Origin of the sequence: Parazoarcus communis SWub3 = DSM 12120 (assembly GCF_003226565.1) — a bacterium.
GTDB classification, from domain to species: domain Bacteria; phylum Pseudomonadota; class Gammaproteobacteria; order Burkholderiales; family Rhodocyclaceae; genus Parazoarcus; species Parazoarcus communis.
Map to the genome: position 1 here is coordinate 118,178 of NZ_QKOE01000010.1, position 25,114 is coordinate 143,291.

At 62.9% G+C, this 25,114-nt stretch carries 18 protein-coding genes and 1 pseudogene; 12 read left to right on the forward strand and 7 right to left on the reverse strand.

Annotated elements, in window-relative coordinates:
* Nucleotides 1-48 precede the first annotated feature (48 nt).
* The gene (locus tag DNK49_RS14515) at nt 49-1,059 is read right to left on the reverse strand and encodes a LysR family transcriptional regulator (protein ID WP_110525940.1); all 1,011 of its coding nucleotides are present in this window, start codon (nt 1,057-1,059) and stop codon (nt 49-51) included.
* Nucleotides 1,060-1,337: 278 nt separating this feature from the next.
* Here DNK49_RS14515 and DNK49_RS14520 point away from each other — a divergent pair, with 278 nt between their 5' ends.
* The 10 genes and pseudogenes from DNK49_RS14520 to DNK49_RS14560 all read left to right on the forward strand — a co-directional run bounded on the left by DNK49_RS14520 (nt 1,338) and on the right by DNK49_RS14560 (nt 13,099).
* Entirely contained in the window at nt 1,338-2,534 is a 1,197-nt protein-coding gene (locus DNK49_RS14520) for an efflux RND transporter periplasmic adaptor subunit (RefSeq protein WP_110525943.1), read from the forward strand.
* Nucleotides 2,535-2,544: 10 nt separating this feature from the next.
* On the forward strand, nt 2,545-5,811 hold the full coding sequence (locus tag DNK49_RS14525; protein ID WP_110525946.1) for an efflux RND transporter permease subunit: 3,267 nt from the start codon (nt 2,545-2,547) through the stop codon (nt 5,809-5,811).
* 19 nt (nt 5,812-5,830) lie between these two features.
* Entirely contained in the window at nt 5,831-7,360 is a 1,530-nt protein-coding gene (locus tag DNK49_RS14530) for an efflux transporter outer membrane subunit (RefSeq protein WP_110525949.1), read from the forward strand.
* A 201-nt stretch (nt 7,361-7,561) separates the two neighbouring features.
* Complete coding sequence (locus DNK49_RS14535) at nt 7,562-7,822, forward strand: helix-turn-helix domain-containing protein (protein ID WP_110525952.1); 261 nt, start codon at nt 7,562-7,564, stop codon at nt 7,820-7,822.
* Between the two features lies 1 nt (nt 7,823).
* Nucleotides 7,824-9,215, forward strand: a complete 1,392-nt coding sequence (locus tag DNK49_RS14540; protein ID WP_110525956.1) for a type II toxin-antitoxin system HipA family toxin — start codon at nt 7,824-7,826, stop codon at nt 9,213-9,215.
* Between the two features lie 314 nt (nt 9,216-9,529).
* The gene (locus DNK49_RS14545) at nt 9,530-9,997 is read left to right on the forward strand and encodes a helix-turn-helix domain-containing protein (protein ID WP_110525958.1); all 468 of its coding nucleotides are present in this window, start codon (nt 9,530-9,532) and stop codon (nt 9,995-9,997) included.
* Between the two features lies 1 nt (nt 9,998).
* Nucleotides 9,999-10,322, forward strand: a pseudogene (locus tag DNK49_RS24680) (PIN domain-containing protein); the annotation flags it as partial.
* Nucleotides 10,323-10,350: 28 nt separating this feature from the next.
* Nucleotides 10,351-10,506, forward strand: coding sequence for a hypothetical protein (locus tag DNK49_RS24685; RefSeq protein ID WP_165843334.1), 156 nt, complete (start codon nt 10,351-10,353; stop codon nt 10,504-10,506).
* A 635-nt stretch (nt 10,507-11,141) separates the two neighbouring features.
* A complete protein-coding gene (locus DNK49_RS14555) occupies nt 11,142-12,293 on the forward strand; it encodes a helix-turn-helix transcriptional regulator (RefSeq protein WP_110525960.1) in 1,152 nt (383 codons plus the stop codon).
* Nucleotides 12,293-13,099, forward strand: coding sequence for an alpha/beta fold hydrolase (locus DNK49_RS14560; protein WP_110525963.1), 807 nt, complete (start codon nt 12,293-12,295; stop codon nt 13,097-13,099). The genes DNK49_RS14555 and DNK49_RS14560 overlap by 1 nt, the downstream gene beginning before the upstream one ends.
* A 357-nt stretch (nt 13,100-13,456) precedes the next feature.
* Here the strand turns inward: DNK49_RS14560 and DNK49_RS14565 are convergent, their stop codons facing one another.
* The 6 genes from DNK49_RS14565 to DNK49_RS14590 all read right to left on the reverse strand — a co-directional run bounded on the left by DNK49_RS14565 (nt 13,457) and on the right by DNK49_RS14590 (nt 23,100).
* On the reverse strand, nt 13,457-14,722 hold the full coding sequence (locus tag DNK49_RS14565) for a hypothetical protein (RefSeq protein WP_133255109.1): 1,266 nt from the start codon (nt 14,720-14,722) through the stop codon (nt 13,457-13,459).
* A gap of 42 nt (nt 14,723-14,764) precedes the next feature.
* Nucleotides 14,765-16,285 (reverse strand): hypothetical protein, encoded by a 1,521-nt coding sequence (locus DNK49_RS14570; RefSeq protein ID WP_110525970.1) that lies wholly within the window; start codon nt 16,283-16,285, stop codon nt 14,765-14,767.
* A gap of 169 nt (nt 16,286-16,454) precedes the next feature.
* Nucleotides 16,455-16,976 (reverse strand): PEP-CTERM sorting domain-containing protein, encoded by a 522-nt coding sequence (locus tag DNK49_RS14575; protein ID WP_165843339.1) that lies wholly within the window; start codon nt 16,974-16,976, stop codon nt 16,455-16,457.
* Between the two features lie 382 nt (nt 16,977-17,358).
* Nucleotides 17,359-18,795, reverse strand: coding sequence for an efflux transporter outer membrane subunit (locus DNK49_RS14580; RefSeq protein WP_110525976.1), 1,437 nt, complete (start codon nt 18,793-18,795; stop codon nt 17,359-17,361).
* Entirely contained in the window at nt 18,795-21,932 is a 3,138-nt protein-coding gene (locus DNK49_RS14585; protein ID WP_110526032.1) for a multidrug efflux RND transporter permease subunit, read from the reverse strand. Before DNK49_RS14585 ends, DNK49_RS14580 begins: the two co-directional genes overlap by 1 nt.
* 16 nt (nt 21,933-21,948) lie before the next feature.
* Entirely contained in the window at nt 21,949-23,100 is a 1,152-nt protein-coding gene (locus DNK49_RS14590; protein ID WP_110525979.1) for an efflux RND transporter periplasmic adaptor subunit, read from the reverse strand.
* A 161-nt stretch (nt 23,101-23,261) separates the two neighbouring features.
* On the opposite strand from DNK49_RS14590, the gene DNK49_RS14595 reads away from it, so the two are divergent.
* On the forward strand, nt 23,262-23,990 hold the full coding sequence (locus DNK49_RS14595) for a response regulator (RefSeq protein WP_110525982.1): 729 nt from the start codon (nt 23,262-23,264) through the stop codon (nt 23,988-23,990).
* Nucleotides 23,987-25,063: an ATP-binding protein gene (locus tag DNK49_RS14600; protein ID WP_110525985.1), complete on the forward strand. Its 1,077-nt coding sequence runs from the start codon at nt 23,987-23,989 to the stop codon at nt 25,061-25,063. The genes DNK49_RS14595 and DNK49_RS14600 overlap by 4 nt, the downstream gene beginning before the upstream one ends.
* The last annotated feature ends 51 nt before the right edge of the window (nt 25,064-25,114 follow it).

Below are 25,114 nucleotides of genomic sequence, written 5' to 3' on the forward strand. Positions count from 1 at the left end.
CCCGCTGCATGCGGCTACGCCCCCCTTGTACGCACGGGCGTTGAATGCCTATCCAGGCACGCTCTCGACAAGGTTCTGCTGCTCGACCAGGGAACGCAGGGTATTGCTGCCAGGCTTGCCCTGGTAATTGCAGCAATGATCGACCGCCGCACTACCGCCAAGTAGCGGACAGCCGGCAAACAACTCGGCCACCCAGTCGACAAAGGCGCGCACCTTGGGCGACAGGTGACGGTTGGCGGGGTAGATTGCCGATATCGGCATCGGTGCCGGGCTCCACTGCGGCAGGACTTCGCGCAGTGCGCCGGATTCAAGGTGCGGCAATGCCATGAAGCGCGGTGCCTGCACCAGACCGAAACCCTGCAGCGCGCAAGCAAGATAGGCATCGCCGTCGTTCACCGAAACCACACCGCTCACCTTCACCTCGGTCACCTGGCCGTCCACCACAAAATCCCAGTCGAGGCTGCGCCCGGTAAGGCTGGAAAAGTAATGCACCGCGCGATGATGGGCGAGATCCTCAAGGGTCTTCGGCTCACCATAACGTTCCAGGTAGGACGGCGCCGCACAGGTGACGCCAAAAAAGGTTCCGATACGCCGCGCCACCAGCGAGGAGTCCGGCAACGCACCGATGCGGATGGCGCAATCGACCGCCTCGCGCACCATGTCCACCGGGCGATCGGTCATACCGATGGCAAGCTCCACCTCGGGATAGCGCTCGTGAAACTCGCACAATCGCGGAATCAGTACCAGGCGCCCGATCATGGCCGGCACGTCGATGCGCAGCCGTCCGCGCGGCGCACGTGCCGCTTCGCGAAACGAGGCTTCGGTCTCCTCCACGTCAGCCAGAATGCACTGGCAGCGCTCGTAGTAGGCCGCACCGTCCGGCGTCAGGCTCAGGCGGCGGGTACTGCGGTTGAGCAGACGCACCTGCAGCAAACGCTCGAGGTTCTGGATGATGGTGGTGACGGTGGCACGTGGCAGCCCCAGGCTGTCGGCCGCCCGTGAAAAGCTGTTGGCATCCACCACCCGGGTAAACACTTGCATGGCCTGAAAGCGATCCATGACTCCTCCGCATGCGAACTTCGCTGGCCGGATTATGCACGTCTTCCGTCAAGGATTATTCGTCCTGAGCGAATAGTGTTTCCGTTATCCGAATATTTATCCACCCAAGAACAACACCCAGAATTGATGCATCGCGGCAATCCAAGCCTGACACCCCACCCGGTCGCCAGCTTGGGTCCGCCTCGCAAGCGCGCTGCATCAACCACCCCCGCAGCGCGATCCAAAACTCGATCCGATGCCCGTCACCCGGCGTATCGGAACCCCACTGGAGCAACGCGATGCCATTCTTGCGCAAACCCTATGCCCTCGCGACCGCCGTCGCGCTGACCCTTGCCCTCGGCGGCGGGCTCGCCACCCTGGCGGTACAGGCCGGCCCCCAGCCGGCAACCGCCGTCGCACCAGCCGCCGCAGTCGACGTCGCCACTGTTGCCAGCCAGCACATCACCGACTGGCACAACTACTCAGGTCGCCTCGAAGCCGTCGACCGGGTCGAGATCCGGCCCCAGGTGTCCGGCACGATCGTCGCGGTCCACTTCGAAGACGGTGCGCTGGTACGCAAGGGCGACCCGCTGTTCACCATAGACCCCCGGCCCTACGCTGCCGTGCTGGAGCAGGCCCGTGCCGGCCTGGCCGCGGCCGAGGCACGGGCGGCCTATACGGCAAACGATCTTGCCCGCGCCGAACGCCTGATTGCCGACAACGCGATCGCCCGTCGCGTGCTCGACGAAAAAGAGAACGCCGCCCGCGAAGCGGCAGCCAACCGGCTGGCCGCACGCGCCGCGGTGGAGTCGGCGCGGCTCAACCTGGAATACACCCGCATCACCGCGCCGGTGTCCGGCCGCGTGTCACGCGCCGAAGTCACCGTGGGCAACGTGGTCGCCGCGGGCGCGGGCTCACCGCCACTCACCACATTGGTCTCGGTCGCGCGAATCTACGCCGCCTTCGATGTGGACGAACAAAGCTATCTCGCCTTGATCAACGGTCGCCAGAGCGGCGCTGGCGTACCGGTGCACCTCGGCCTGGCCAATGAGGACGACTACCCGCGTCGCGGTGTCGTGAGTTCGGTCGACAACCGGATGGACACCTCGTCGGGAACGATCCGCGTGCGTGCGGTGTTCGACAATCCGGACGGCACCCTGCTTCCCGGCCTATACGCCCGCATCCGGCTGGGCAGCAGCAACACACGCGAAGCCCTGTTGATTGACGAACGCGCGATCGGAACCGATCAGAACAAGCGCTTCGTGCTGGTGGTGGACGACGCCAATCGCACCGCCTACCGCGAAGTCAGCCTGGGGGGTGCACAAAGCTCCCTGCGGGTGGTCGAGGACGGCCTGCAGGCGGGCGAGCGCATCGTGGTCAACGGCCTGCAGCGCACCCGCCCCGGCCAGACCGTCAGCCCCAACCCGGTGCTGATGTCCGGCAGCCCCCACCCGACGGCACCAAGCGCCCGTGCCACCACCGCCGACAACAGCTGAGACGGACGCCATGAACATCTCGAAGTTCTTCATCGACCGGCCGATCTTTGCCGGCGTGCTGTCGGTGCTGATCCTGCTCGGCGGCCTGCTGGCGATGTTCCAGCTGCCGATCTCGGAGTACCCGGAGGTCGTGCCGCCTTCGGTGGTGGTGCGCGCCCAATACCCGGGTGCCAACCCCAAGGTCATCGCCGAAACCGTCGCCTCGCCGCTGGAAGAGTCGATCAACGGCGTCGAAGACATGCTGTACATGCAATCGCAGGCCAACAGCGACGGCAACCTTGCGCTGACCGTGCATTTCCGCCTCGGCGTCGATCCGGACAAGGCCCAGCAACTGGTACAGAACCGCGTGTCGCAGGCGCTGCCGCGACTGCCTGAAGACGTGCAGCGTCTGGGCGTGACCACGGTCAAGAGCTCGCCAACGCTGACCCTGGTTGTCCATCTTGTGTCACCCGACGACCGCTACGACGCCACCTATCTGCGCAACTACGCGGTGCTCAACGTCAAGGACCGTCTGGCGCGCATTCCTGGCGTTGGCGAGGTTGCCATCTGGGGCGCCGGCAACTACGCCATGCGGGTGTGGCTGGACCCCAACAAGGTCGCCCAGCGCGGCCTCACCGCAAGCGACGTGGTACGCGCGATCCGCGAGCAGAACGTGCAGGTCGCGGCCGGCGTGATCGGCGCCTCGCCCACACTGCCCGACGTGCCGCTGCAGTTCTCGGTCAACGCCCGCGGACGGCTGTCGACCGAAACCGAGTTCCGCGACATCGTGCTCAAGACCGCGGCCGATGGCGGCGTCACCCGGCTGAGCGACGTCGCGCGGGTCGAACTCGACGCCTCCGAGTACGGTCTGCGCTCGCTGCTCGACAACCAGCCGGCCATCGGCATGGGCATCATGCAGTCGCCCGGCGCCAATGCGCTGGCCGTCTCCGGGCAGGTACGCGCGGTAATGGCCGAGCTCAAGCAGGATTTCCCCAGCTCGGTCGATTATCGCATCGAATACGACCCCACCCAGTTCGTCCGCGCCAGCATCGACGCGGTGGTGCTGACCCTGCTCGAGGCGGTGGCGCTGGTGGTGCTGGTGGTGATCGTGTTCCTGCAGACCTGGCGCGCATCCATCATCCCGCTGCTCGCGGTGCCGGTGTCCATCGTCGGCACCTTTGGCCTGATGCTGGCCTTCGGCTACTCGATCAACGCACTGTCGCTGTTCGGCATGGTGCTGGCCATCGGCATCGTGGTCGATGACGCCATCGTCGTGGTCGAGAACGTCGAGCGCAACATCGCCGCCGGACTCAACCCGCGCGACGCCACCTACCGCGCCATGCAGGAGGTCAGCGGCCCGATCATCGCAATCGCGCTGACCCTGGTCGCGGTGTTCGTGCCGCTTGCTTTCATGACCGGGCTCACCGGCCAGTTCTACAAGCAGTTCGCGATGACCATCGCCATCTCGACGGTGATCTCGGCGTTCAACTCGCTGACCCTGTCACCCGCACTCGCCGCCCTGCTGCTCAAAAGCCACCACGGCGAGGGCCACGACAACGACGGGCGCCCCGACTGGCTCACGCGGGTGATGATCCGGCTGTTCGGCGGTTTCTTTGCCCGCTTCAACCGCTTCTTCGGCCGTGCGTCGGAGGGCTATGGGCGCGGCGTCCGCGGGGTGATCTCACGCAAGACATCGGTCATGGGGGTGTATGTGGGTCTGCTGGCCCTCGCCGCGGGAATGACGTGGATCGTGCCCGGCGGTTTCGTGCCGGCACAGGACAAACAATACCTGATCAGCTTCGCCCAGCTGCCCAACGGCGCCTCGCTCGATCGCACCGAGGATGTGATCCGGCGCATGAGCGAAATCGCGCTGGCACAGCCCGGCGTGCAAAGCGCGATCGCCTTCCCCGGCTTGTCGATCAACGGCTTCACCAACAGCTCGTCGGCCGGCATCGTGTTCGTCACCCTCAAGCCCTTTGCCGAGCGTCGCGCGCCGGAACTCTCCGCGAACGCGATCAGCGCCGTGCTCAATGGCCAGTACGCCGCGATCAAGGACGCCTTCATTGCCGTGTTCCCGCCACCGCCAGTGATGGGTCTGGGCACGCTGGGTGGCTTCAAGCTGCAGATCGAAGACCGCGGCGCACTCGGCTACGCCGAACTCGACGCTGCGGCAAAGGCCTTCATCGCCGCCGCACAACAGGCACCCGAGCTCGGCCCCAGCTTCACCAGCTACCAGATCAACGTGCCCCAGCTCGACGTCGATCTGGATCGGGTCAAGGCCAAGCAGCTTGGGGTATCGGTCACTGACGTGTTCGACACCATGCAGATCTATCTCGGCTCGCTGTACGTGAACGACTTCAACCGCTTTGGCCGTGTCTTCCAGGTACGTGCCCAGGCTGACGCGCCTTTCCGCGCGCGACCGGACGACATCGGTCAGTTGAAGACACGCAACGCCGCTGGCGAGATGGTGCCGCTGTCCTCGCTGGTCCGGGTCAGCAACGGCTTTGGCCCGGAGATGGTGGTGCGCTACAACGGCTACACCGCCGCCGACATCAACGGCGGACCCGCGCCCGGTTATTCGTCCGACCAGGCCGAAGCCGCGGCCGAGCGCATCGCCGCCGAGGTACTGCCACCGGGGATCCGGTTCGAATGGACCGACCTCACCTACCAGAAGATCCTCGCCGGCAACGCGGGCATGTGGATCTTCCCCTTGAGCGTCCTGCTGGTGTTCCTGGTGCTGGCGGCCCAGTACGAGAGCCTGACCTTGCCGCTGGCGGTGATCATGATCGTGCCGACCAGCATCCTGGCTGCGCTCACCGGCGTGTGGCTGACCGGCGGCGACAACAACCTGTTCACCCAGATCGGGCTGATGGTGCTGGTCGGCCTGTCGGCCAAGAACGCCATCCTGATCGTCGAGTTTGCCCGCGAACTGGAACTGCAGGGCAGCCCCCCGCTCCACGCCGCGATCGAGGCCAGCCGCCTGCGCCTGCGTCCGATCCTGATGACCTCGATCGCCTTCATCATGGGCGTCGTGCCGCTGGTGCTGTCCTCCGGCGCCGGCTCGGAGATGCGTCAGGCGATGGGCATCGCCGTGTTCTTCGGCATGCTCGGGGTCACGCTGTTCGGCCTGTTCCTGACGCCGGTGTTCTACGTGCTGCTGCGTACCCTGGGCAAGGGTCACAGGCTGCACACCGCCAGCCCGCACGCAGCACCGCTGATCGTGCCCCACGTTTCGCCACTCGATGCGCCGCTCGCGGCAGCCCACGCCGCCCCCGCGTCCCCACCGCACAGCGCCTGACCCAGACGGACACCAGACCATGAACACGCACCCCGCAACCCGTTCCCCTGCCCGGCACCTGCCACTGCTGCTCGCCACCCTGCTGGCGGCGGCCGGCTGCTCGCTGACGCCGGTGTACGAACGCCCCGCAGTCAGCACCCCGGCCGCCTTCAAGGAGGCCGAACCGGCACCCGCAACCGCCACCAGCCCGCACTGGAAAACCGCCACGCCGGCCGAACACACGCACCGCGGCGACTGGTGGACGGTGTTCGGCGACGACACACTGAACGCACTGCAGGCCGAAGCCCTGGCCGCCAACCAGGACCTCAAGGTCGCCGTCGCCCGCCTGGCCCAGGCCCGCGCGCTGGAAGGCGGCACCCGCGCCGAGCGCCTGCCCCAGGTGGACGCCGGCTTCGGCCCCACCCGCCAACGCCCCTCGCCCGCCTCGCAGGGGCTGGATGCCGACGCTTCGACCCCCACCACCACGGTGTGGCGGGCACAAGCCAGCATCGGCTACGAGTTCGACCTGTTCGGCCGCGTCGCCGCCACCGTGGATGCCGCCAACGCCAGCACCCAACAAAACGAGGCCCTGCTGCGCTCGGTACAGCTCGCGCTGCAGGCCGACGTCGCGCAGGCCTACTTCCTGCTGCGCGAACTCGACGCCGAACAGGCGCTGTTCGGCGCCACGGTGGATTTGCGCGGCGAAGCGCTGAACCTGGTGCAGCGCCGCTTCGAAGCCGGCGACATCGGCGAACTGGACGTCGCCCGCGCACGTACCGAGCTCGCCTCGGCACAATCGGAGGCTCACGGCATCGCACGCCGTCGGGCGGCAACCGAGCACGCGCTGGCCAGCCTGCTCGGCAAGCCGCCGGCCGAGTTCAGCTTCGCCCCGCAGCCGCTCGGCCGCATCACCGTCGCGGTGCCTGCCGGACTCCCGTCGGCGCTGCTGGAGCGCCGTCCCGACATTGCTGCCGCCGAGCGCGCCATGGCTGCGGCCAATGCCCGCATCGGCGTCGCCCGCGCCGCCTTCTTTCCGCGCCTGACCCTGACCGGCGCGCTCGGCTACGAATCGGCCGAACTCGGCGACCTGTTGCAGTGGTCGAGCCGCACCTTCCTGCTCGGTCCGCTTGCCGGTACCGTGCTATCGCTACCGATCTTCGATGGCGGCCGTCGTCAGGCCGAACTCGAGCGCAGCCGCGCCGCCTGGGAGGAAGACGTCGCCCGCTACCGTCAGACCGTGCTGACCGCCTTCCGCGAGGTGGAGGACAGCCTCGCCGCGGTACGCATCCTCGGCGATCAGACCCAGGCTCAGGATACGGCAGTGGCCGCCGCCGAACGCGCCGCACAGCTATCGCAACTGCAGTACCGCGAAGGCGCGGCGAGCTTCTTCGAAGTCATCGACGCCGATCGCAGCGTGCTACAGCAACGCCGCGCGTCGGTACAACTGGACGGCGAACGGGCGCGCGCAACAGTGGCGCTGATCCGGGCGCTGGGCGGCGGCTGGGATACACCGCCAACGCTCGGCCATGGCCCCACGCCAGACGCCGGGCTGATCGCACGGCAACACTGAAGCCCGGGAGACCGCCCGCCACCGTCACGGCCCATCCTGGGCCAGCGCCATACACCGCGGTCTCCCGCCTGCTGACTTCCGGGGCGGCGTGTTTGATGAAACGGCCATCAGTCAGGGGCGCACAAATAGCTGAAAATCCGATATTTGATAACTACCTGAAATACAGCTAAAGTTCATTTAGTTGAATTTCAGGTAATCGCCATGACCGCTCCACACCACGTCTTGCTGACAAGCTCACAACTCGGTCAGGTGTTGCAGGCCGCACGCAAGGCCCGCAAGTTGTCGCAATCCACGCTCGCCAGCCGCATCGGCCTGAGCCAATCCCGGGTATCGCACCTGGAGCTGAACGCCCAGGACCTGAGCGTGGCACAACTGCTGGCCTGGAGCTCAGCCCTTGGCCTGGAACTCACGCTGGGCCCGCGCGGCGGCGCGACGCCAGCTTCCACCGAAGCGGCGTGGTGACATGGGTCGCAAATCACATGGCCGCGCACTATCGATCTGGACCAATGGCCGGCGTGTCGGGCGCTGGACACTTCCCGCGCGCGGCGAAATGCAGCTCCAGTACGACGACGACTGGGTCAATGCCGACATCGGGCGTCCCTTGTCCCTATCCTTGCCTTTCAATCTGGAAAACCTCCCGCTGAAGGGCGACCGGGTCCGCAACTACTTCGACAACCTGTTACCCGATAGCGATACGATCCGCAAGCGCGTAGCCGAACGCTTCCGCACTGGCTCAACCGACCCCTTCGACCTTCTGAAGGCCGTCGGCCGGGACTGCGTAGGCGCAGTGCAGATCCTCGGCGACGACGAGACCCCAGAGGGCTTCGACCGCATCGAATGCACCCCGCTGACTGAAGAAGACATCGAACGTCACCTCGTCGAAACGGTATCACCACGCGCATTCGGCCCCCATGCCGATCCAGACGCAGATTTCCGCATCTCGCTCGCTGGCGCCCAGGAAAAAACCGCTTTCCTGTGGTGGGCCGGGCAGTGGCAGAAGCCCCGCGGCGCAACGCCAACAACACATATATTCAAGCTTCCGCTGGGGCTGATGGGCGGCAGACGGGCGGACTTCACCACCTCGATCGACAACGAGTGGTTATGCCTGACCTTGCTCAAGGCTTACGGCCTGAACACTGCAAATGCCGACATCGCCACGTTTGGCCAGCAACGCGTGCTTGTTGTCGAGCGCTTCGACCGGCGCCTGGCCCCGGATGGAAAATGGCTGATGCGCCTGCCACAGGAGGACTTCTGCCAAGTGGAGGCTTGCCCGCCCCTGCGCAAGTACGAGAACGAAGGCGGACCGGGACTGCAAGCGCTGTTCTCGACACTACGGCAATCCGTCAACGCCGACGCCGACATGAAGACGCTGATGACCGCGCAGGTGCTGTTCTGGTTACTGCGCGCGCCGGATGGCCACGCGAAGAACTTCAGCATCCAGATACTGCCTCGCGGTCGCTTTCACCTGACCCAACTGTACGACGTGATGTCCGCCTACCCGGTACTTGGAGACGGCCCAAACCAATGGTCCTCACGTGAAATCAAGCTGGCGATGGCGCTGCTCGGCAAGAACCGGCACTACGAGATGCACAGCATCCAGCGCCGCCACTTCGACAGCACCGCGCAGAAGGTCGGCTACGCCCCCTCAGCCGGCCCGATCATCGAAGACATTCTCGCCCGTACCCCCTCCGTCATCGACAAAGTTCAGACCAGCCTGCCACCAGGATTTTCCATGTATGTCGCCGAAACGATACTGGGTGGGCTGGAACGTGCGGCAAGGACGCTTCAGCACAGCGCGCATGGAAGCGCTCATACAGGCCACCACCCAGCGACTTGTACAAGGCCACCCGGTTAGCGATTTCCGCGCGGCGCAGTTCCAGCAGCGCCTGCCGTGCGGCCTGCAACTGGCGCTGAGCGTCCAGTAATACTGGATGAGCAGCGGCAGACGCTGGATCTGACCCTGACCGAGTTCAAGCTTCTGGCCGGGAGATCACGAGGTCCCGACGTCACACCACTGATGCGGGCCGCGGCCCAGCATCATCATCTGACTCTCCTATCGGAAAGATGAAAAAATACAGCCAGCAAACGTTTCGTTTGTTTCGTATATTACGGATATCGAGGTGCTACTTCTGGTCACACCCGTAGAGAAACAATCAGGAGGAAAACATCATGGCAAACGTTCAAGCAGCCATCGAAACCGTGCTGGATGAGCACGATGCGGCACTGGCGCAAGCCGCTCAACGTTGCTTGATGGCGGCGTTGGATCATTCGCGGGCGGAAACCATACGCCTGATCGCACAGGGTGAAGATGAGACTCAGGCGATCGTCGAGCTTCCCCCGAAGGTGCTGCGCTTCATGGCCGATCTGCTCGGCGTTATGGCACAGCGCCAGCCTGTAGCCGTGCTGCCACAGAAACTTGAACTCTCCACTCAGGAAGTGGCAAACATGTTGAATGTGTCGCGTCCGTACGTGATCAAGGAAATCGAGGCAGGACACCTGCCTTGCCGCAGGGTTGGTCGCCATCGGCGTGTCTTGTTCGAGGACATGATTACCTATCAGCAAAAATCCCGCTCAGAATCGGATGCCGCACTGCAGGCCTTGGCCGACCAGGCTCAAGAGTTGGGCTTGGGATACTGATATGGCAGGGTCAGCACGCTACACGGTGATTCTGGACGCTTGCGTGCTGTACCCCGCACCTCTGCGCGACGTGCTCTTGAGCCTTGCCAGTGAGGGTCTGTTTCACGCGCGCTGGTCTGAGCGGATTCAGGATGAATGGGGTCGCAACCTCTTGCGGCAACGGCCGGATCTGAAGCAGGAGGATCTTCAGCGCACCTGCGCATTGATGAGCAACGCCATTCCTGATTGCCTCGTGACAGGGTGGGAGCCCTTCGAGCAGATCATTACGGGACTTGATCGTCATGTCCTTGCTGCTGCGCTTCGCGGTCATGCGGACGCAATTGTGACTTTCAATTTGAAGGATTTTCCGTCTGATGCACATGACTCCATTGCAGTCGGTACAACTGGACGGCGAACGGGCGCGCTCCACAGTGGCGCTGATCCGGGCCCTGGGCGGCGGCTGGGATACACCGCCAACGCTCGGCCATGGCCCCACACCAGACGCCGGGCTGATCGCACGGCAACACTGAAGCCCGGGAGACCGCCCGCCACCGTCACGGCCCATCCTGGGCCAGCGCCATACACCGCGGTCTCCCACCTGTTGGCCTCCGGCACACCGGGTTTGATGAGACGGCCATCAGTCAGGGGCGCTCAAATGCCTGAAAATCTGATGTATCTCGCCGAAACGAGTTTGGGTGGGCCTGAATGTGCGACAAGGACGCTTCAGCAATGAGACCAAGGTGGCGTGGCCTTGTTTAGCACCGTAGTTTCAACGTTGCCTAAGTCGTCAACGCCTGAAAACACCGCGCATCCCCCCACCGTTGCCAGTTCGGCCAGATCTTGGTACCGGTACCACCCGCTGTACGGGCTGGAGATTGGGAAAAACTTGCGTCAACCACTTACCATTTCCTGCCTTCACGGACCATTTGAAGAAATAGGAAACTACACAGAATGTGATGATGCAAACAAATGGCCTTTAAGCGCATGATCGTAAAGGACCCATTTCTGCGTTAGATCCAATTTTGGCGCGATTACCCTGCCAACGCATCCTTCAGGCTGTGCGTCGTAAACTGCAGTCCGGGGCAGTTTGGCAAGCTGCTTTTAATTCATTTGCAATTCTTTCGGGGTGTATATATGTTTTCGGGAGACGTAATGTGAGGTAAAAATGATGGCACAGAACAGACAAGCTCTGGACCTGGTGGGGGCCATCTACGACACGGTGATGGATCGCGCCGACATGGGGTCGGTGATTGGTCGCATTTCAGCATGTAGCGGCGGCCATTCGGCTGTGCTTCGGCTGGTGGACTGTCGTCGCGAGAGTGAAGGTTTCGTCATTGCCTACGGCCAAGACGAGCGCTTCCTGCAGGCCTACCGTGATCATTTCGTTCACCTCGACCCATATCGGGAATTTCTCGCCGCATCCCCTCCTGGAGAACTTGTCATCGGGGAATTGGCCGTTCCGCTCAAGGTTCGCCGCCAAACCGAACTCTTCAACGACTACGAAAAGCCTCAGGATCGGATCCACGTTGTTGGTTCCAACATGGGCCGCGACCAGGACTTCCTGCTCTACTTGGGTATGCACAGAAGCGAACGCGCTGGCCCCTATGGAGAGCAGGATCTCGATCTCATCCGCCCGCTTCTCCCTCACCTTCTGAGAGCGGTGCAGATCAAGCGTCTGTTGGGCGAGGCCGTAGAGGCTCAGCGCCTGAGCGAAACCCTCATGGACCGCCTGCGGCTTGGCGTGCTTCTGCTGGACAAAGCCGGTTCGCCTCGCTTCGCCAACGCTGCCGCACGCAAAATGGCCGATGCCTTCGGGCTGCAACTGCAAACTAACGGCATCTCTCTTGCGGATACCCGGGCCAACAAACGCCTGCAAATACTCATCGGCCAGATCACGCAGCGGACTCCGCCTGGACGGGAGAGCGCGGGAGGCGACATTATCGTTCGCCACTCCGGTGCTGGCACCCTGCAGTTGCGCGTTTTTCCGATTGCACCGCGCGGCGACCCGGTATTGACAGGAAGGGAGATTCGCATCGTGATTTTCCTTGTGCGCCCAGGGGGCCATACTCTGCCACCGGATCAGATCACGACGCTTTGGGGTCTCACTCCAGCCGAAGGCAGACTCGTCGCACGGCTGATCGAGGGTGGCACCCTTGAAGCCGCGGCCATCGAACTCGGGATTGCCGTCTCCACCGCCCGTACGCAGCTAAGTGCTGTATTCGCCAAGACCGGTTGCCACCGCCAGACCGAATTGGTGGCGATGCTGCTGACCAGCCTCGCTGCTTTCGATAACCCCGCCGGAGTGGGAGAGGTCTGATGCCGCAAACTCCGTACGCTCTGTATCTGCACGGCGGCCCAGGCATGAGTTCCGCCATTGAGCGGGCCTGGTTCGGAGAGCAACTACCCGTACTTTGGTGGGACCAGCCACGTATCGCCGCCGACACGCCCCGCGCCTTTTCACGGACGGTCGACGCCGCCGCCGGGCAACTGCTGCGGCTACGCCACGAACTGGGTCATCCGCCGGCGCTGATTACGCTTTCCTTCGGCGCCCTGATCGCTTTGGAACTCGTCAGACGACACCCCGCCGATATTGGCAGTCTGACAATTCTCGCTCCCTCGGCCCCCATGCCGCATCCGCAACGATCCGGATTGCGAATGGCAGAGTACCTGCTCGATCAGGGCCACGGCGATGCCTCGCTACGCGAGGCCGTGACGGCATTGCGGAAAGAAAAGAGCCACGCCACCATCCTCGCACTCTTCAGTGCCCTGCTCGCCATTCCCGACGTGCTGAACCACTATTTCGCAGCGGCTTCGGTCTCGCCGCGGGAGCGATTCTTTGCCGAGGCGACGAAAGTCTTGCTGCTGGACATGGACTGCTTCGCGGCGGTGACGCGCGAGCTTGTCGACTACCCGCCGCCATCCGTAACCACGGGTTTCTCCGGTCCGGTGCGCATCCTCTTCGGTCGCCACGATCCCCTGCACGACCCCGTCGCTGACCCGCAGGAGTGGCGCGCTCTGTTCCCCGCGGCATGCCTGGAGACAGTGGACACCGGGCACATGATCGTCTTCGAGTTGCCTGAGGACGAATGGATACCTTCGCCGCCACAGGCACTTGCTCCGTAAGCATGCCGTCCGTCAGTACCCACGCGGCAACGCCGGTAATATTCAAGGTGGCGACGTCGCCATAGTCTGCGGCCTATTGGATTACGGAAGGCGCCGACCAAGCGGCGGGCGGTTAGCAGGCCGATGCAAAAACCGGCGGTACCGCGCCAGCACTGAGGTTCAGGTCGAATTTCATCGTGACATCGTTTTCCGGAATAGCTTTCTCGCGACTTTCGAATTGCCTTCGTGGCCGCAAAGGCGACCGCGAAGGCCCATTTGCGCTCCAGCGCTCATACCAAGCGCATGCTGGCCGCTACGTCGGACAAATTTCGCGCAGAACTGCTTGGGGTGATGACATGAAGGTGCGATTGCCCTGCATTACCGACTACTGCCGCACAGACTTGGAATTTGCTTTTCAGTATCGGCCAACGCTGCGCGCGTTTCCGGAATTGCGGACTGATGATTGGGACAACGTTGAAAATAGGACAGATCAGTCTGTAGAGCCTTTTCCATCATCTTCGCCAATTCACACTGTTGTTGTTGGAGCGGGAGCGACTGTATCTCTGATTGTCGCCTTTGCGCGTACGCCATTGCTGCCTGTGAATATGCTGCGTCGTCACATTTATCGGGGATTCCAGGGAGGGCACTTCCCCCGCCAATCCATTTTGTTCCTCCTTTGCTCCTTTCCACAGCCCTCACTGCGTCTTCAATGGCTCTACCTCGCTCGCCACCAAATATCTCCTGTTTCCTGAGATCTTCTTCTTGGCTCGCAATGCTCTCTCTCATTGCAGCTGCGAGACCGCCCTTTCGCCCCGGCAGCGCACCTTGTGCTCTCGCAATGTCTTCTGAATGCTTTGTGGCCTCTCGATCCTTCTCAGACTGTCGGTAGTTCCCTTTTTCGATTTCAGCTAGCTCGTCTTCTAACTTCTTACTCTTTTTATCCGCCCGATCAAAATCAGCATCGATGTCTGAATTGCACGACTCTTCCCAGTCAGGGCCGTTTTCCAGACTGGGTCTCCAGCCCTTAACGCATTTGCCCTTATCCACCTTCTTTTCCACCGCGTACTCGCTAAACAGTTCGCGCCACTGCGGGGGGCATAGGTTCTTGTTATCCTTAAAAACATCCTTCGGTGTAGCGCTAAACCCCGGCGTGCCAAACAGGACAATGCTACGTGATGCGCCGTCACATCCACCTCCACCAAAATGAACCATACTATTAGCAATGGAATTCCATTGAGCAACCAGGTTAGGATCGCCCCTTGGCGGTGGGTAGTTGGCAGAGAACTTCTGATTCAAATATGGAAGAATAACTTTGTCCGTAGCGAAGGTGCCCTCATCCAACAGTTTCTTGTAGTTCATGCAATCCTTAAAGCGTTCGGGCCAAATCAGTACTTGTTTGCCTTTGATCGTGGTTGTCATTTTACGGATTTGGCGGTCATTCAGACACGATTCCTTGAGCTCTTGCTCCGCTGCGCGCATTTCATCTAACTGGCTATGAAAACTCCTCAGAGTGGCGCCGGTCTTATCATCATACTTTCTCCAGTCAGCGCCCCAGTTCTGGGTTGTGCCGATATCTGGGAATTTCGGGTAATTCGACATATTAAGTGGAGAGGCTGACACTAAATTTGACAATAGCCACAGCATTGCCGTTAAAGCAATCCTAGTCGTAAACATTGCTGTCGATCCTTATTTTTTTTTGACTTTCTGTTTCCCATCTTCCAGTGGATGAGGCTTTTCAGCGACGCTATTTGTCTTGTACACATTGACAAGCGCTGCCCTTAATGCAGCCTGATCATTTGTTCTGATTGTTACCAATCGATTTCCTACATCCACCGCCGCCGAATCCAGTTCGGCTATCATTGGTGCTATGGACTTATAGTAGTCACGCCCTTGTGCAGCCAGTTCGCTATTAAATTGGTCCACTGTTGCATTCTCAGCCCCAACCAGCGCTGTGGGTGTCTTTGAATTCTCAAGCAGTGCGCCATGCAGCGCCACGGCACCGACTACTGATGTCCAGGTTCTCTGCATCTTTTTACCGTATTCTGCGTACATCTGAAGTCTGACATCCCTAAAGGCTTGCCCGAAGTCGCCGGCAGAGATTTGTCTTGCCACTTCTTCGTCGTGTTTCGCCCGGACCAACAACTCGCTATCGAGAATTCTCCTTATAAACTTTAGATTTACCTCTTCTGCCGTGGTTAATGTAGCACCGGTCCGCAGGGCGTCTGATAGTTGCTTGTCGAAGTAAGCGGTGTATTCCGCCAGTGCCTTACCGTTTTCTCGTGAGACGGGTATGAATTGGGCGGCCAAAGCAATCGTTTTGCCGAAATTTTCAATATACGGCTGTAACGGTGCATTTTGAGCTTCGGCAGGTGAGGCCGGCCGGTCTTGAGCAACATATGGTGGCACTGTGGCACTGAACGCGCCATGATTTGCCTCGGAAAGTAGCGGATACCGCAAGGTGTATGAGGTTGACGCAGGTAGCGCGTCTGAGATCTTTAGCAGCCATTTGTCGGATCGGTAACTTGTACCTGACCACCACATACTAAAGGGTGTGTCATGAGCAGAGAATGATGTACAGCGCGAAGAGTTCACTTCCTCGCCCTTGGGAAAGTTATACTCCATTGCCACATACACGCCGCAGTTGGTGGATAGTCCGGGACTGCCTCGTAAGCTAAAATAGAAGGCGCCACTCACAAGCGCAGAGTGGGTGGCGGACTGGTCCACCGTAATATCTGCCACAAGGTCGATCGGTATTGATATGTCGGCAAGTGGCCTATCAATAATTCTGTTGCGACTTGCCCCTTGTAGAAGAGTAGGTTCAAGAAGGACAATAGCCTCCGGATAGGCGCGGCGTATGGCAAAGTAAAGATCTGCGGCATAGAATGTTGTCGCATAGGGCAGGAGCTCAGGTAGCTGCGTATAATCAACGATTCCCCTTAGATCGTTTCCAGTTACTTGTTTAACATAGGCATACTGGATATTGACGATTGAATCGTGTGCTTTCTTGTCAAGTATGGCTGGCCAGCGCACGACGATTATCGGTTTGCGGCTAGTTCCTTCAACTTGCTTACGTTCTTGTACCACGAGCTTTTCAGGTATTGACAGGTTCCACTTGCTAAGCAACTGCGCGCAACCAGTACTGGCCAAAATTGCGCAAAATGACATTATCTTTGCTGACGCGGAGTGGATTCTGGCTACCTTGGCCATATAGACGGACCTAGAATCTGTATGCATTGGCTTGTCATAGATGCTGTTTGGAACATGTGCAAGGAGGACGACGGCTGATCCCTGCTTCTTTGCCAAGACGGGCGGAAGAGGCGGATTGGCGACGCTCTGCGGACCTGAGGAAAAAGCCGCACGGTCTACGTCCGGACCTCTACTCCGCTTGAGCAGTCAGGCGGCGCCGTCGTGTACCCCATAGAGCCGCGATGCCAGCAAGGGTCAGGCCGAAGGTCTGGGGTTCAGGGACAGTGGCAACCGCGGCGGGCAGGATGGTGAATATGGCCGTGTCAAAGCCAGTCGCACCGAATGTGTCCCATACCCGCAGGCGAACAAGGTGATCTCCCGCTCCCAGCGACAAGGAGGGACCGGTCAGCAAGTCGTAGGGGACTGCGAACCAGGGACCAAGGAATAAGTCGTGACGCATATCAAACATGCCATCTTCGTTAAGATCAATCTCCCAGAGGGTAATCAAGTCGTCAAGGTCTGGGTCAATCGAACGAGATACGTCAATGAAGAGGCCCCCTCCAGGTTCGGCCAAGAGGTCGGAAATCGGCGAGGGCGAGATTTCTGCCAAAGGCGCTTGATTGATCCGCACAAGATCGGCACAAGCATTGTTCGCGAAGGCCATGAAGGTCGTGGTAACAAACGCGAGGGCCAGATGAGAAATTTTGTTCATACGGGTATCCGCTGAGAATGGGGTTGTTCGAGGCGCTGTTGGCCGGCTCATTAGCAACCTGACTCCGTTGAGGTGCCCCTGCATGGAGTTGGTCCGATGCTACGTGATGTCATTTGACACGCGCATCCCCCAAATAGAGGATACCTTTGGTTGTCCTGAAAACTCGTGCAGCGTCCGATCTGCCGTACACTGCCCCGAAGCCACTGACTTAGGCCTCTACGAGTGTAAGGTGATCGGCAAGCAGGCCAGCCAGGCAGGCAGTTATGTAACCCTCAAACACGTACCACCGGTGATCGAGCGCCGCGACACACAAGCGATCTCCTGCCCCGCAGCGCTCCGCCGGACAACGCGCATGGAAGCGCTCATAGACAACGTGGACGACTCATTGAGCCGTCGTGACGGCGGCGATCTCCGCCCTATCGCGCTCATGCAGGCCACCTCCCAGCGACTTGTACAAGGCCACCCGGTTAGCGATTTCCGCGCGGCGCAGTTCCAGCAGCGCCTGCCGTGCGGCCTGCAACTGGCGCTGAGCGTCGAGCAATTCCAGACGGCCGTCGACACCGGCGCGATAGCGCAGGTCGGACAGCGACAGGCGCCGTTCGGCGGCGGTCACCGCGCGCAGTTGCGCCTCGATCTGGCGATCGAAGGTGGCCGTTCCAGCCAGGGCATCGGCCACCTCACGGAAGGCCGTCTGGATGGCGCGCTCGTACTGGGCGACCGCCTCGGATTTGCGCACCTCGGCCAAACGCAGTTCGGCGCGCAGGCGCCCGCCATGGAACAGCGGCTGGGAAATCTGTGGGGCGAAACGCCAGACCTGCCGGGCTGTGTCGAACAGGCCACCGAGCGAGGTGCTGGCGTATCCGAACGACGCGGTCAGGGAAATCTGCGGGAAGAACGCCGCCCGCGCCGCACCGATATCGGCATTGGCGGCCACCAGCATCTGTTCGGCCTGGCGCAAGTCGGGTCGGCTCAGCAGCAGGTCGGCCGGCAAGCCGGCGGGCAGGCGCGCAATCGACGGCTGGCGCTCCAGCGGCAACGCCGGTGGCAGGTCGCCAGGCAACTCGCTGCCCACCAGCAACTGCAGGGCGTTGTCTGCCTGCGCCCGGGCGCGCCGACGCGCTTCCAGATCGGCTTCGGCCAGGGCCACCTGCCCTTCGGCCTGGGCCACGTCCAGGCTGCTGTTCTGGTCGGCCTGCTTGAGCAGGCGTGCCAGCTCCAGCGACTGTTGCCAGTCGGCCAGGGTGCGCTCGGTCAGTTGCAGTTGCTCGTCGGCCAGGCGCTGGGTGAAGTAAGCCTCGGCCACTGCGCCGACCAAGGCGATCTGCGCCGCATCACGCCCCTGCTCGCTGGCCAGATAGCGGGCAAACGCCGCATCGGAGAGCGCCCGCACGCGGCCGAACAGATCCAGCTCGAAGGCGCTGAGCGCGACGTTCACGCCGGTCTGCTGGCTCACCTCGCGGCGGGTCTGGCCGTTCGTATCGGTGCTCAGGGCACGTTCGCGCGTATGCATCCCGTCCAGCCCCACTGCCGGCAAGCGCGCGGCACGCGGGATGTTGGCCTGCGCCTGCGCTGCCTCGACATTGAGGGTGGCCAGGCGCAGGTCGCGGTTATTGGCCAGCGACAGCTCGATCAACCGCTGCAGGCGCGGATCGCCGAACATCGCGCGCCAACCCAGCGCGCTGGCCGGCAGCGTCGAGGCCTGTGTAGTAGCCGTCATCGGAAAGCTCAGCGGCACCGGCGCAGCCGGGCGTTGCAGGGTTGGCGTCAGCGAGCAGGCGGTCAGGCAGCCGAGCAGCGGCAGGGTCAATAACAGACGCATCACGGGTTCTCCTGGGTCGGCGCGGTGGCGCCACGCTGCACACGCCAAGTGCTCAAGCGCTCCTGCGTGCCAATCACGAAAACGAAAAAGGCCGGTACGAAGAACACCGCCAGCACGGTGCCACTGAGCATGCCGCCGAACACCCCGGTGCCGATGGCATGTTGGGTTTCAGCGCTGGCGCCGGAAGCGAGCATCAGCGGCAGCACACCGAGGGTGAAGGCCAGCGAGGTCATCAAGATCGGGCGCAGGCGCAGGCGCGCAGCAGTCACGGCGGCGTCGATCAGCGTACGACCCTCGGCATGCAACTGGCGGGCAAACTCGACAATAAGAATCGCGTTCTTCGCCGACAGGCCGATGATGGTGATCATCCCCACCTTGAAGAACACATCATTGGGCATGCCGCGCAACATCACCGCGGCCACCGCACCGAGCAGGCCCAGCGGCACCACCAGCATCACCGACAGCGGAATCGACCAGCTCTCGTAGAGCGCCGCCAGCACCAGGAACACCACCAGCGCCGACAGCAGCATCAACAGCGGGGCCTGCGCCGCCGATTGGCGCTCCTGCAGCGACTGTCCCGTCCAGGCCACGGCGAAGCCTTGCGGCAACTGTGCCACCAGGCGCTCCATCTCGGCCATCGCCGCGCCGCTGGAAACGCCCTCGGCCGCCCCCCCGGCGATGCGCACGGCGGGGAAACCCTGGAAGCGCGTCATCTGCTGCGGCGACTCGCTCCACACTGGCCTCACCACCTCGCGCAGCGGCACCATACCGCCGCTGGCATTGCGCACGCGCAGGCCGAGCACGTCATCCAGTTGCATGCGCGCCGGGGCATCGGCCTGCAGGATGACCTGCTGCATCCGCCCGGCATTGGGAAAATCGTTCACGTACAGCGAACCCATTGCCGCCGACAGCGTACTGCTCACGGCGGCAAAGGACAGGCCCATGGCCTCGGCCTTCTGCCGGTCAATCTCCAGGCGGATGCTCTCGCCGGGTGGCAGGCCATCGGGGTAGACATCGCTGACCACCTTGCTCTGCGCCGCCAGCTCCAGCAACTTCGCCTGCGCAGCCAACAATGCGGCCTCGCCACGGTTGGCCCGATCCTGAAGGAACAAGGTGAAGCCGGACGATGTACCCAGTTCGTCGATGGCCGGTGGCATCAGACTCATCACCGTCCCCTCGACATTGTCGGCCATGGCCTGCTGCGCCAGTTCTGCCTCTCTGGCAGCCGTGGCGCCATTACGCTGGTCCCAGTCCTTGAGCATGGTAAAGGCCATGGCGGCGTTGGGGCCGGAGCCGGCGAAACTGAAACCCAGCACCACCATGTTTGCGTCCAGCCCCGGGCGCGAGGCCACATGCGCCTCGTAGGCCTTGACCACGTCCAGCGTGCGTTCGCTGGTGGCGCCGGTCGGCAACTGGATGGAGGTCATGAAGTAGCCCTGGTCCTCCTCGGGCAGGAAGGACGACGGCAGTTGCGCGGCAGCGATGGTCAGCACCGCGCAGAGCACGGCGAACGCCGCCATCATCCGCCCGCTGCGCCCGGCCAGGCGCGCCACCCGCGTACCGTAGCTTGCGGTGAGGCGCGCGAAGCCACGGTTGAAGGCGCCGAAGAAGCCACGCATTTGATGGTGATCGGCACCCACCGGGCGCAGCAGCGTGGCGCACAGCGCCGGCGTCAGGCTCAGGGCAAGGAAGGCCGAGAACAGGATCGACACCGCCATCGACAGGGTGAATTGCTGATAGATCACCCCCACCGAACCACTGCCGAAGGCCATGGGGATGAACACGGCGGTCAGCACCAGGGTGATGCCGATCACCGCGCCAGTGATTTCCTGCATCGCCCGTATGGTCGCCTCCTTCGGCGACAAGCCCTGGGTGGCCATCAGGCGCTCGACGTTCTCCACCACCACGATCGCGTCGTCAACGATGATGCCAATGGCCAGCACCATGCCGAACATGGTCAGCGAGTTGATCGAAAAACCGGCCAGCAGCATCACCGCAAAGGTGCCGAGCAGCGCGATGGGCGCGACGATGGCCGGGATCAGCGTGTAGCGCAGGTTCTGCAGGAACAGGAACATCACCAGGAACACCAGCGCCATGGCCTCGAACAGGGTGTAGATCACCTTCTCGATGGACACCTTGACGAAAGGCGCCGTATCAAACGGCACCGAGTAGGCCATGCCAGCCGGCATGCCCGGCGCCAGTTCGGCCAGGCGCTCGCGCACCGCCGCAGCGGTACGGACGGCGTTGGCGCCGGGCGAGAGCTGGATGGCGGCACTGGTCGCCGCCACGCCATTCTCGCGATTGGAAAAGGCGTAGGACTGCGCACCCAGTTCGATCCGCGCCACATCGCCAAGCACCACCTTCGCCCCATCGGCACCGGCGCGCAGGACCACAGCGGCAAACTGTTCCGGCGTGCTCAGCTGCCCTTCCACGGTCAGCGGCACGGTCAGGCGCTGGCCCGGCAACGCAGGCTCGTCGCCGACCCGGCCGGGGGCGATCTGCGCGTTCTGCTGCTCGATGGCCTGGGCCAGCTCATTCATCGTCAGGCCATAGGCGGTGAGCTTGCTCGGGTCGACCCAGACGCGCATGGCCTGCTCCGCGCCGAACAGCTGCACACGCCCCACACCGTCGATACGACGCAGCGCCTGGACGATGTTGCGCACCAGGTAATCATTCAGCGCAACCTCATCGAACTGACCATTGGGCGAGGTCAAGCCGACCATCATCAAGAAACCCGAGGCGGCGGACTCCACCTGCAGGCCGCTCTGCCGCACGGCCTGGGGCAGGCGCGGTTCGACGGCTTTGATCCGGTTCTGCACGTCCACCTGGGCCAGCTCCACGTCGGTGCCCGGCTTGAAGGTGGCAGTGATCTGAGCGGTACCCGAGGTATCGACCGAGGACGTGAAGTACAGCAGGTTCTTCACCCCCGACAGCTCACGCTCGACCAGGCTCACCACCGAATCGTTGAGCGTCTGCGGGGTGGCGCCCGGATAAGTGGCGTAGAGGGTCACCGACGGCGGCGCCACTGACGGGTAGCGGGCGATGGGCAACTGCGGAATGGCGATGATGCCGGCCAGCACGATGAACAGGGCAATCACCCAGGCGAACACCGGGCGGTTGATGAAAAACTGCGGCATGACGGTTTCTCCGAACTCAGCGCGCGACAGCACTGAGCTGTTCGTGGGCGACAGCGGGCCAAGGTCGAGTGACAACCCGGGACATCGGACTCAGGCGTTCGATGCCCTCGACCACCACCTGCTGCCCGGCGCTCAGCCCGGACACCACGCGGTAACGACGCGCCACCAGCTCACCGACCTCGATGGGCACCTGCTGTGCCTGGCCCTGGGCATCCACCACCCACACGGTGGCCTGGCCTGCGCTGCGGATCACCGCCTGCTGCGGTACGCTCAGCGCGGCCGGGTAATGTGCGCGGGGAATCCGCGCCTGCACATAAAGGCCGGGCAGCAGGCGACGCTGGGGGTTGTCCACCAGCACGCGCAGCAACACGTCGCCAGTGCCGGCATCCACTTCGATGCCGGAGAACAGGATGCGCCCGCGCATGCCCAGCGGCTTGCCGTCGCTACCGAGGATATCCACGCCCACTTCCGGCGTCGCCGAGCCGACCTGCTGGCGCAGCGCCTCCAGTGCCGAGGCGGACTGGCGCACGTCGACATACACCTGGTCGATCTGCTGGATGCGTGCCATGGGCGTGACATCGGTCGGCGATACCAGCGCCCCTTCGCTGACCAGCGCCTGGTCGATCCGCCCGGCGATCGGCGCCTCGACACTGGCAAACTGCAGGTCCAGCTTGCGCCGCGCCAGGGTCGCCCGGGCCTGGGCCACGTCGGCGGCGGCCTGATCGCGCAGCGCCACGGCATCGTCATACACCTGGCGGCTGACCGCTTCGGCACGCATCAGCGGGGTCAGGCGATCGGCCTGCACCCGCGCCCGCACCAGGGTCGCCTCGGCACGCTGCAAGGCGGCAGCAGCACTATCGACCTCGGCCTTGAACGGCGCCGGGTTGATCTGGAACAACACGGCCCCCTCCTTGATCTCGGCCCCCTGCTCAAACAGGCGGCGCTGCACGATGCCGCCGATCTGCGCGCGAATCTCGGCACTGCGCACCGCGGCCACACGCGCCGGCAGATCCTCGCTGACCGCCAGTTCGTGCGCCTGCAGTGTCAGCACCGACACCTGCGGCGGCGCGGATGTTTCAGCTTGCTCTGCCACCGAATCGCAACCTGCCAGTCCCAGTACGGCAAGCCCTGCGAGCAGAATGCCCAGATGCCGCTGTTTGCTGCCCATAACCCACTCCTCGTTGCACGCGACGCCCTGGCGACCTGATGTCGACCGGGTGCGGATCAAGGCTGCAGTCTGGCTTTCCGCTATTGCGAATGATTCGAGGCTTTGTGGAGAAAGCATGGAGGGCGCGATAAAATTCGGCGCCATCATCTGCGAGCCTGTTCATGTCCGATCCCCACGCGCGCGTCAGCCCCGCCTCCCCGGCGCTGGTGCTGATCGCCGAAGACGAAGCCGAGATCGCCGACATCCTCACCGCCTACCTGCAACGCAGCGGCCTTCGCACCCACCACGCCAGCGACGGCCAGCAGGCCCTGACCCTGCACCAGACCCTCAAGCCGGACCTGCTGCTGCTCGACGTACAGATGCCCATCCTGGATGGCTGGAAAGTGCTCAGCGAAATTCGCTCCCGCGGCGACACCCCGGTGATCATGCTCACCGCGCTCGACCAGGACATCGACAAGCTGATGGGGCTGCGCCTGGGCGCTGACGACTACGTGGTCAAACCCTTCAACCCGGCCGAGGTGGTGGCACGGGTGCAGGCGGTGCTGCGGCGCACACGAGCGGGCGTGCCGACCGCCACGCAGGTGCTGCGTGTTGGCCCGTTCCAGATCGACCTGGACAGCCACGAGGCCAGCGTGCAACTGGATGAGCAGCGGCAGACGCTGGATCTGACCCTGACCGAGTTCAAGCTGCTGGCCTGCCTGATGCGCGCACCCAAGCGGGTGTTCAGCCGCGCGGAACTGCTGGTCAACTGCCTGCCCGAAGGCGACACCCAGGAGCGCACCGTGGACAGCCACGTCAGCAAACTGCGCAAGAAGCTCGAGGCGCTCGACATTCAGGGGGTGCCGGCCAGCGTCTGGGGCGTGGGCTATCGCTTCGGCGTCGAGCCATGAAGCCGACACCGGGGCTGCGCCGGCAGATCATCCAGTCACTGGCGGTGATGGCGCTGGGCATCATCTGCATCTCGGTGATCGGCACCTATGTGTTCTACGCCTTCGCCATCACCTACCTGCCGGGCAGCATCTCCGACACCATGGTGCCCTCACGGGTGGAACTGGTGTGGATCGTCTGCACCATCATTGCCGCACTAAGCATGGCGGTGTTCGTCGCCGTGCGTCTGTCGCGCCGGCTGATCACACCACTGAACTCGGTGGCGCACAGCCTGCGTGAAGTGGCTCAAGGCAAGCTCGACGCCCGTGCACCGTTGGACGAGCAAGCCATGGGCGAAACAGCGCAACTGGTGCGTGACTTCAATGCCATGGCCGAGCGCTTGCAGGGCATGACCCGCGAGCGCGAGTTCTGGAACGCCGCCATCGCTCACGAGTTGCGCACCCCGGTCACCATCCTGCGTGGCCGCCTGCAGGGCCTGGCAGAAGGCGTGTTCACGCCCAGCAACGCGCTGTTCGAAGGCCTGCTTCGTCAGGTCGAGGGCCTGAGCCGTCTGATCGAAGACCTGCGCGTGCTCAGCCTGAACGACAGCGGGCATCTGGAAGTGCAACGGGTTCGTGTCACGCTGGCCGATGAACTGGATACCGTGCTGCAGGCCTTCGCCGCGCCCCTGGCAGAGAAAGGCTTTCACCTGCACAAGAAACTGGACGCCAACCTGCAGGTAGAGTGTGATGCCGTGCGCATCCGTCAAGCCCTGATGGCGCTGCTGGAGAATGCCCTGCACCATGCCGATCCAGGCGAACTGCGGGTTCGCCTGGCGCAGACGGACGACCTCTGCCACCTGAGCGTGGAAGACGACGGTCCTGGCATCGACAGCGCGCTGACCAGCGAAATCTTCGAGGCCTTTCGTCGTGGCGACCCTTCGCGCTCACGCAAGAATGGTGGCAGCGGCCTGGGACTCGCCGTGGTCAAGGCCATCGCAGAAGCCCATGGCGGTCATGCGGCATGCCACGCATCGGGCACAGGAAGTTCATTCGTGATTTCCTGGCCAACCCGGGTACAAGCTCCAGAAAGTTAGCGAGTTATCCCAATGCTGCGGATAGCCGCACGAGGGCTGGCTTGGCAAAGC

Excerpts from the sequence above, each read along its gene's own strand:
- DNK49_RS14515 (WP_110525940.1), bottom strand. The coding sequence starts at position 1,059 with ATGGATCGCTTTCAGGCCATGCAAGTGTTTACCCGGGTGGTGGATGCC.
- DNK49_RS14520 (WP_110525943.1), top strand. The coding sequence starts at position 1,338 with ATGCCATTCTTGCGCAAACCCTATGCCCTCGCGACCGCCGTCGCGCTG.
- DNK49_RS14525 (WP_110525946.1), top strand. The coding sequence starts at position 2,545 with ATGAACATCTCGAAGTTCTTCATCGACCGGCCGATCTTTGCCGGCGTG.
- DNK49_RS14530 (WP_110525949.1), top strand. The coding sequence starts at position 5,831 with ATGAACACGCACCCCGCAACCCGTTCCCCTGCCCGGCACCTGCCACTG.
- DNK49_RS14535 (WP_110525952.1), top strand. The coding sequence starts at position 7,562 with ATGACCGCTCCACACCACGTCTTGCTGACAAGCTCACAACTCGGTCAG.
- DNK49_RS14540 (WP_110525956.1), top strand. The coding sequence starts at position 7,824 with ATGGGTCGCAAATCACATGGCCGCGCACTATCGATCTGGACCAATGGC.
- DNK49_RS14545 (WP_110525958.1), top strand. The coding sequence starts at position 9,530 with ATGGCAAACGTTCAAGCAGCCATCGAAACCGTGCTGGATGAGCACGAT.
- DNK49_RS24685 (WP_165843334.1), top strand. The coding sequence starts at position 10,351 with ATGCACATGACTCCATTGCAGTCGGTACAACTGGACGGCGAACGGGCG.
- DNK49_RS14555 (WP_110525960.1), top strand. The coding sequence starts at position 11,142 with ATGATGGCACAGAACAGACAAGCTCTGGACCTGGTGGGGGCCATCTAC.
- DNK49_RS14560 (WP_110525963.1), top strand. The coding sequence starts at position 12,293 with ATGCCGCAAACTCCGTACGCTCTGTATCTGCACGGCGGCCCAGGCATG.
- DNK49_RS14565 (WP_133255109.1), bottom strand. The coding sequence starts at position 14,722 with ATGCTGTGGCTATTGTCAAATTTAGTGTCAGCCTCTCCACTTAATATG.
- DNK49_RS14570 (WP_110525970.1), bottom strand. The coding sequence starts at position 16,285 with ATGGCCAAGGTAGCCAGAATCCACTCCGCGTCAGCAAAGATAATGTCA.
- DNK49_RS14575 (WP_165843339.1), bottom strand. The coding sequence starts at position 16,976 with ATGAACAAAATTTCTCATCTGGCCCTCGCGTTTGTTACCACGACCTTC.
- DNK49_RS14580 (WP_110525976.1), bottom strand. The coding sequence starts at position 18,795 with ATGCGTCTGTTATTGACCCTGCCGCTGCTCGGCTGCCTGACCGCCTGC.
- DNK49_RS14585 (WP_110526032.1), bottom strand. The coding sequence starts at position 21,932 with ATGCCGCAGTTTTTCATCAACCGCCCGGTGTTCGCCTGGGTGATTGCC.
- DNK49_RS14590 (WP_110525979.1), bottom strand. The coding sequence starts at position 23,100 with ATGGGCAGCAAACAGCGGCATCTGGGCATTCTGCTCGCAGGGCTTGCC.
- DNK49_RS14595 (WP_110525982.1), top strand. The coding sequence starts at position 23,262 with ATGTCCGATCCCCACGCGCGCGTCAGCCCCGCCTCCCCGGCGCTGGTG.
- DNK49_RS14600 (WP_110525985.1), top strand. The coding sequence starts at position 23,987 with ATGAAGCCGACACCGGGGCTGCGCCGGCAGATCATCCAGTCACTGGCG.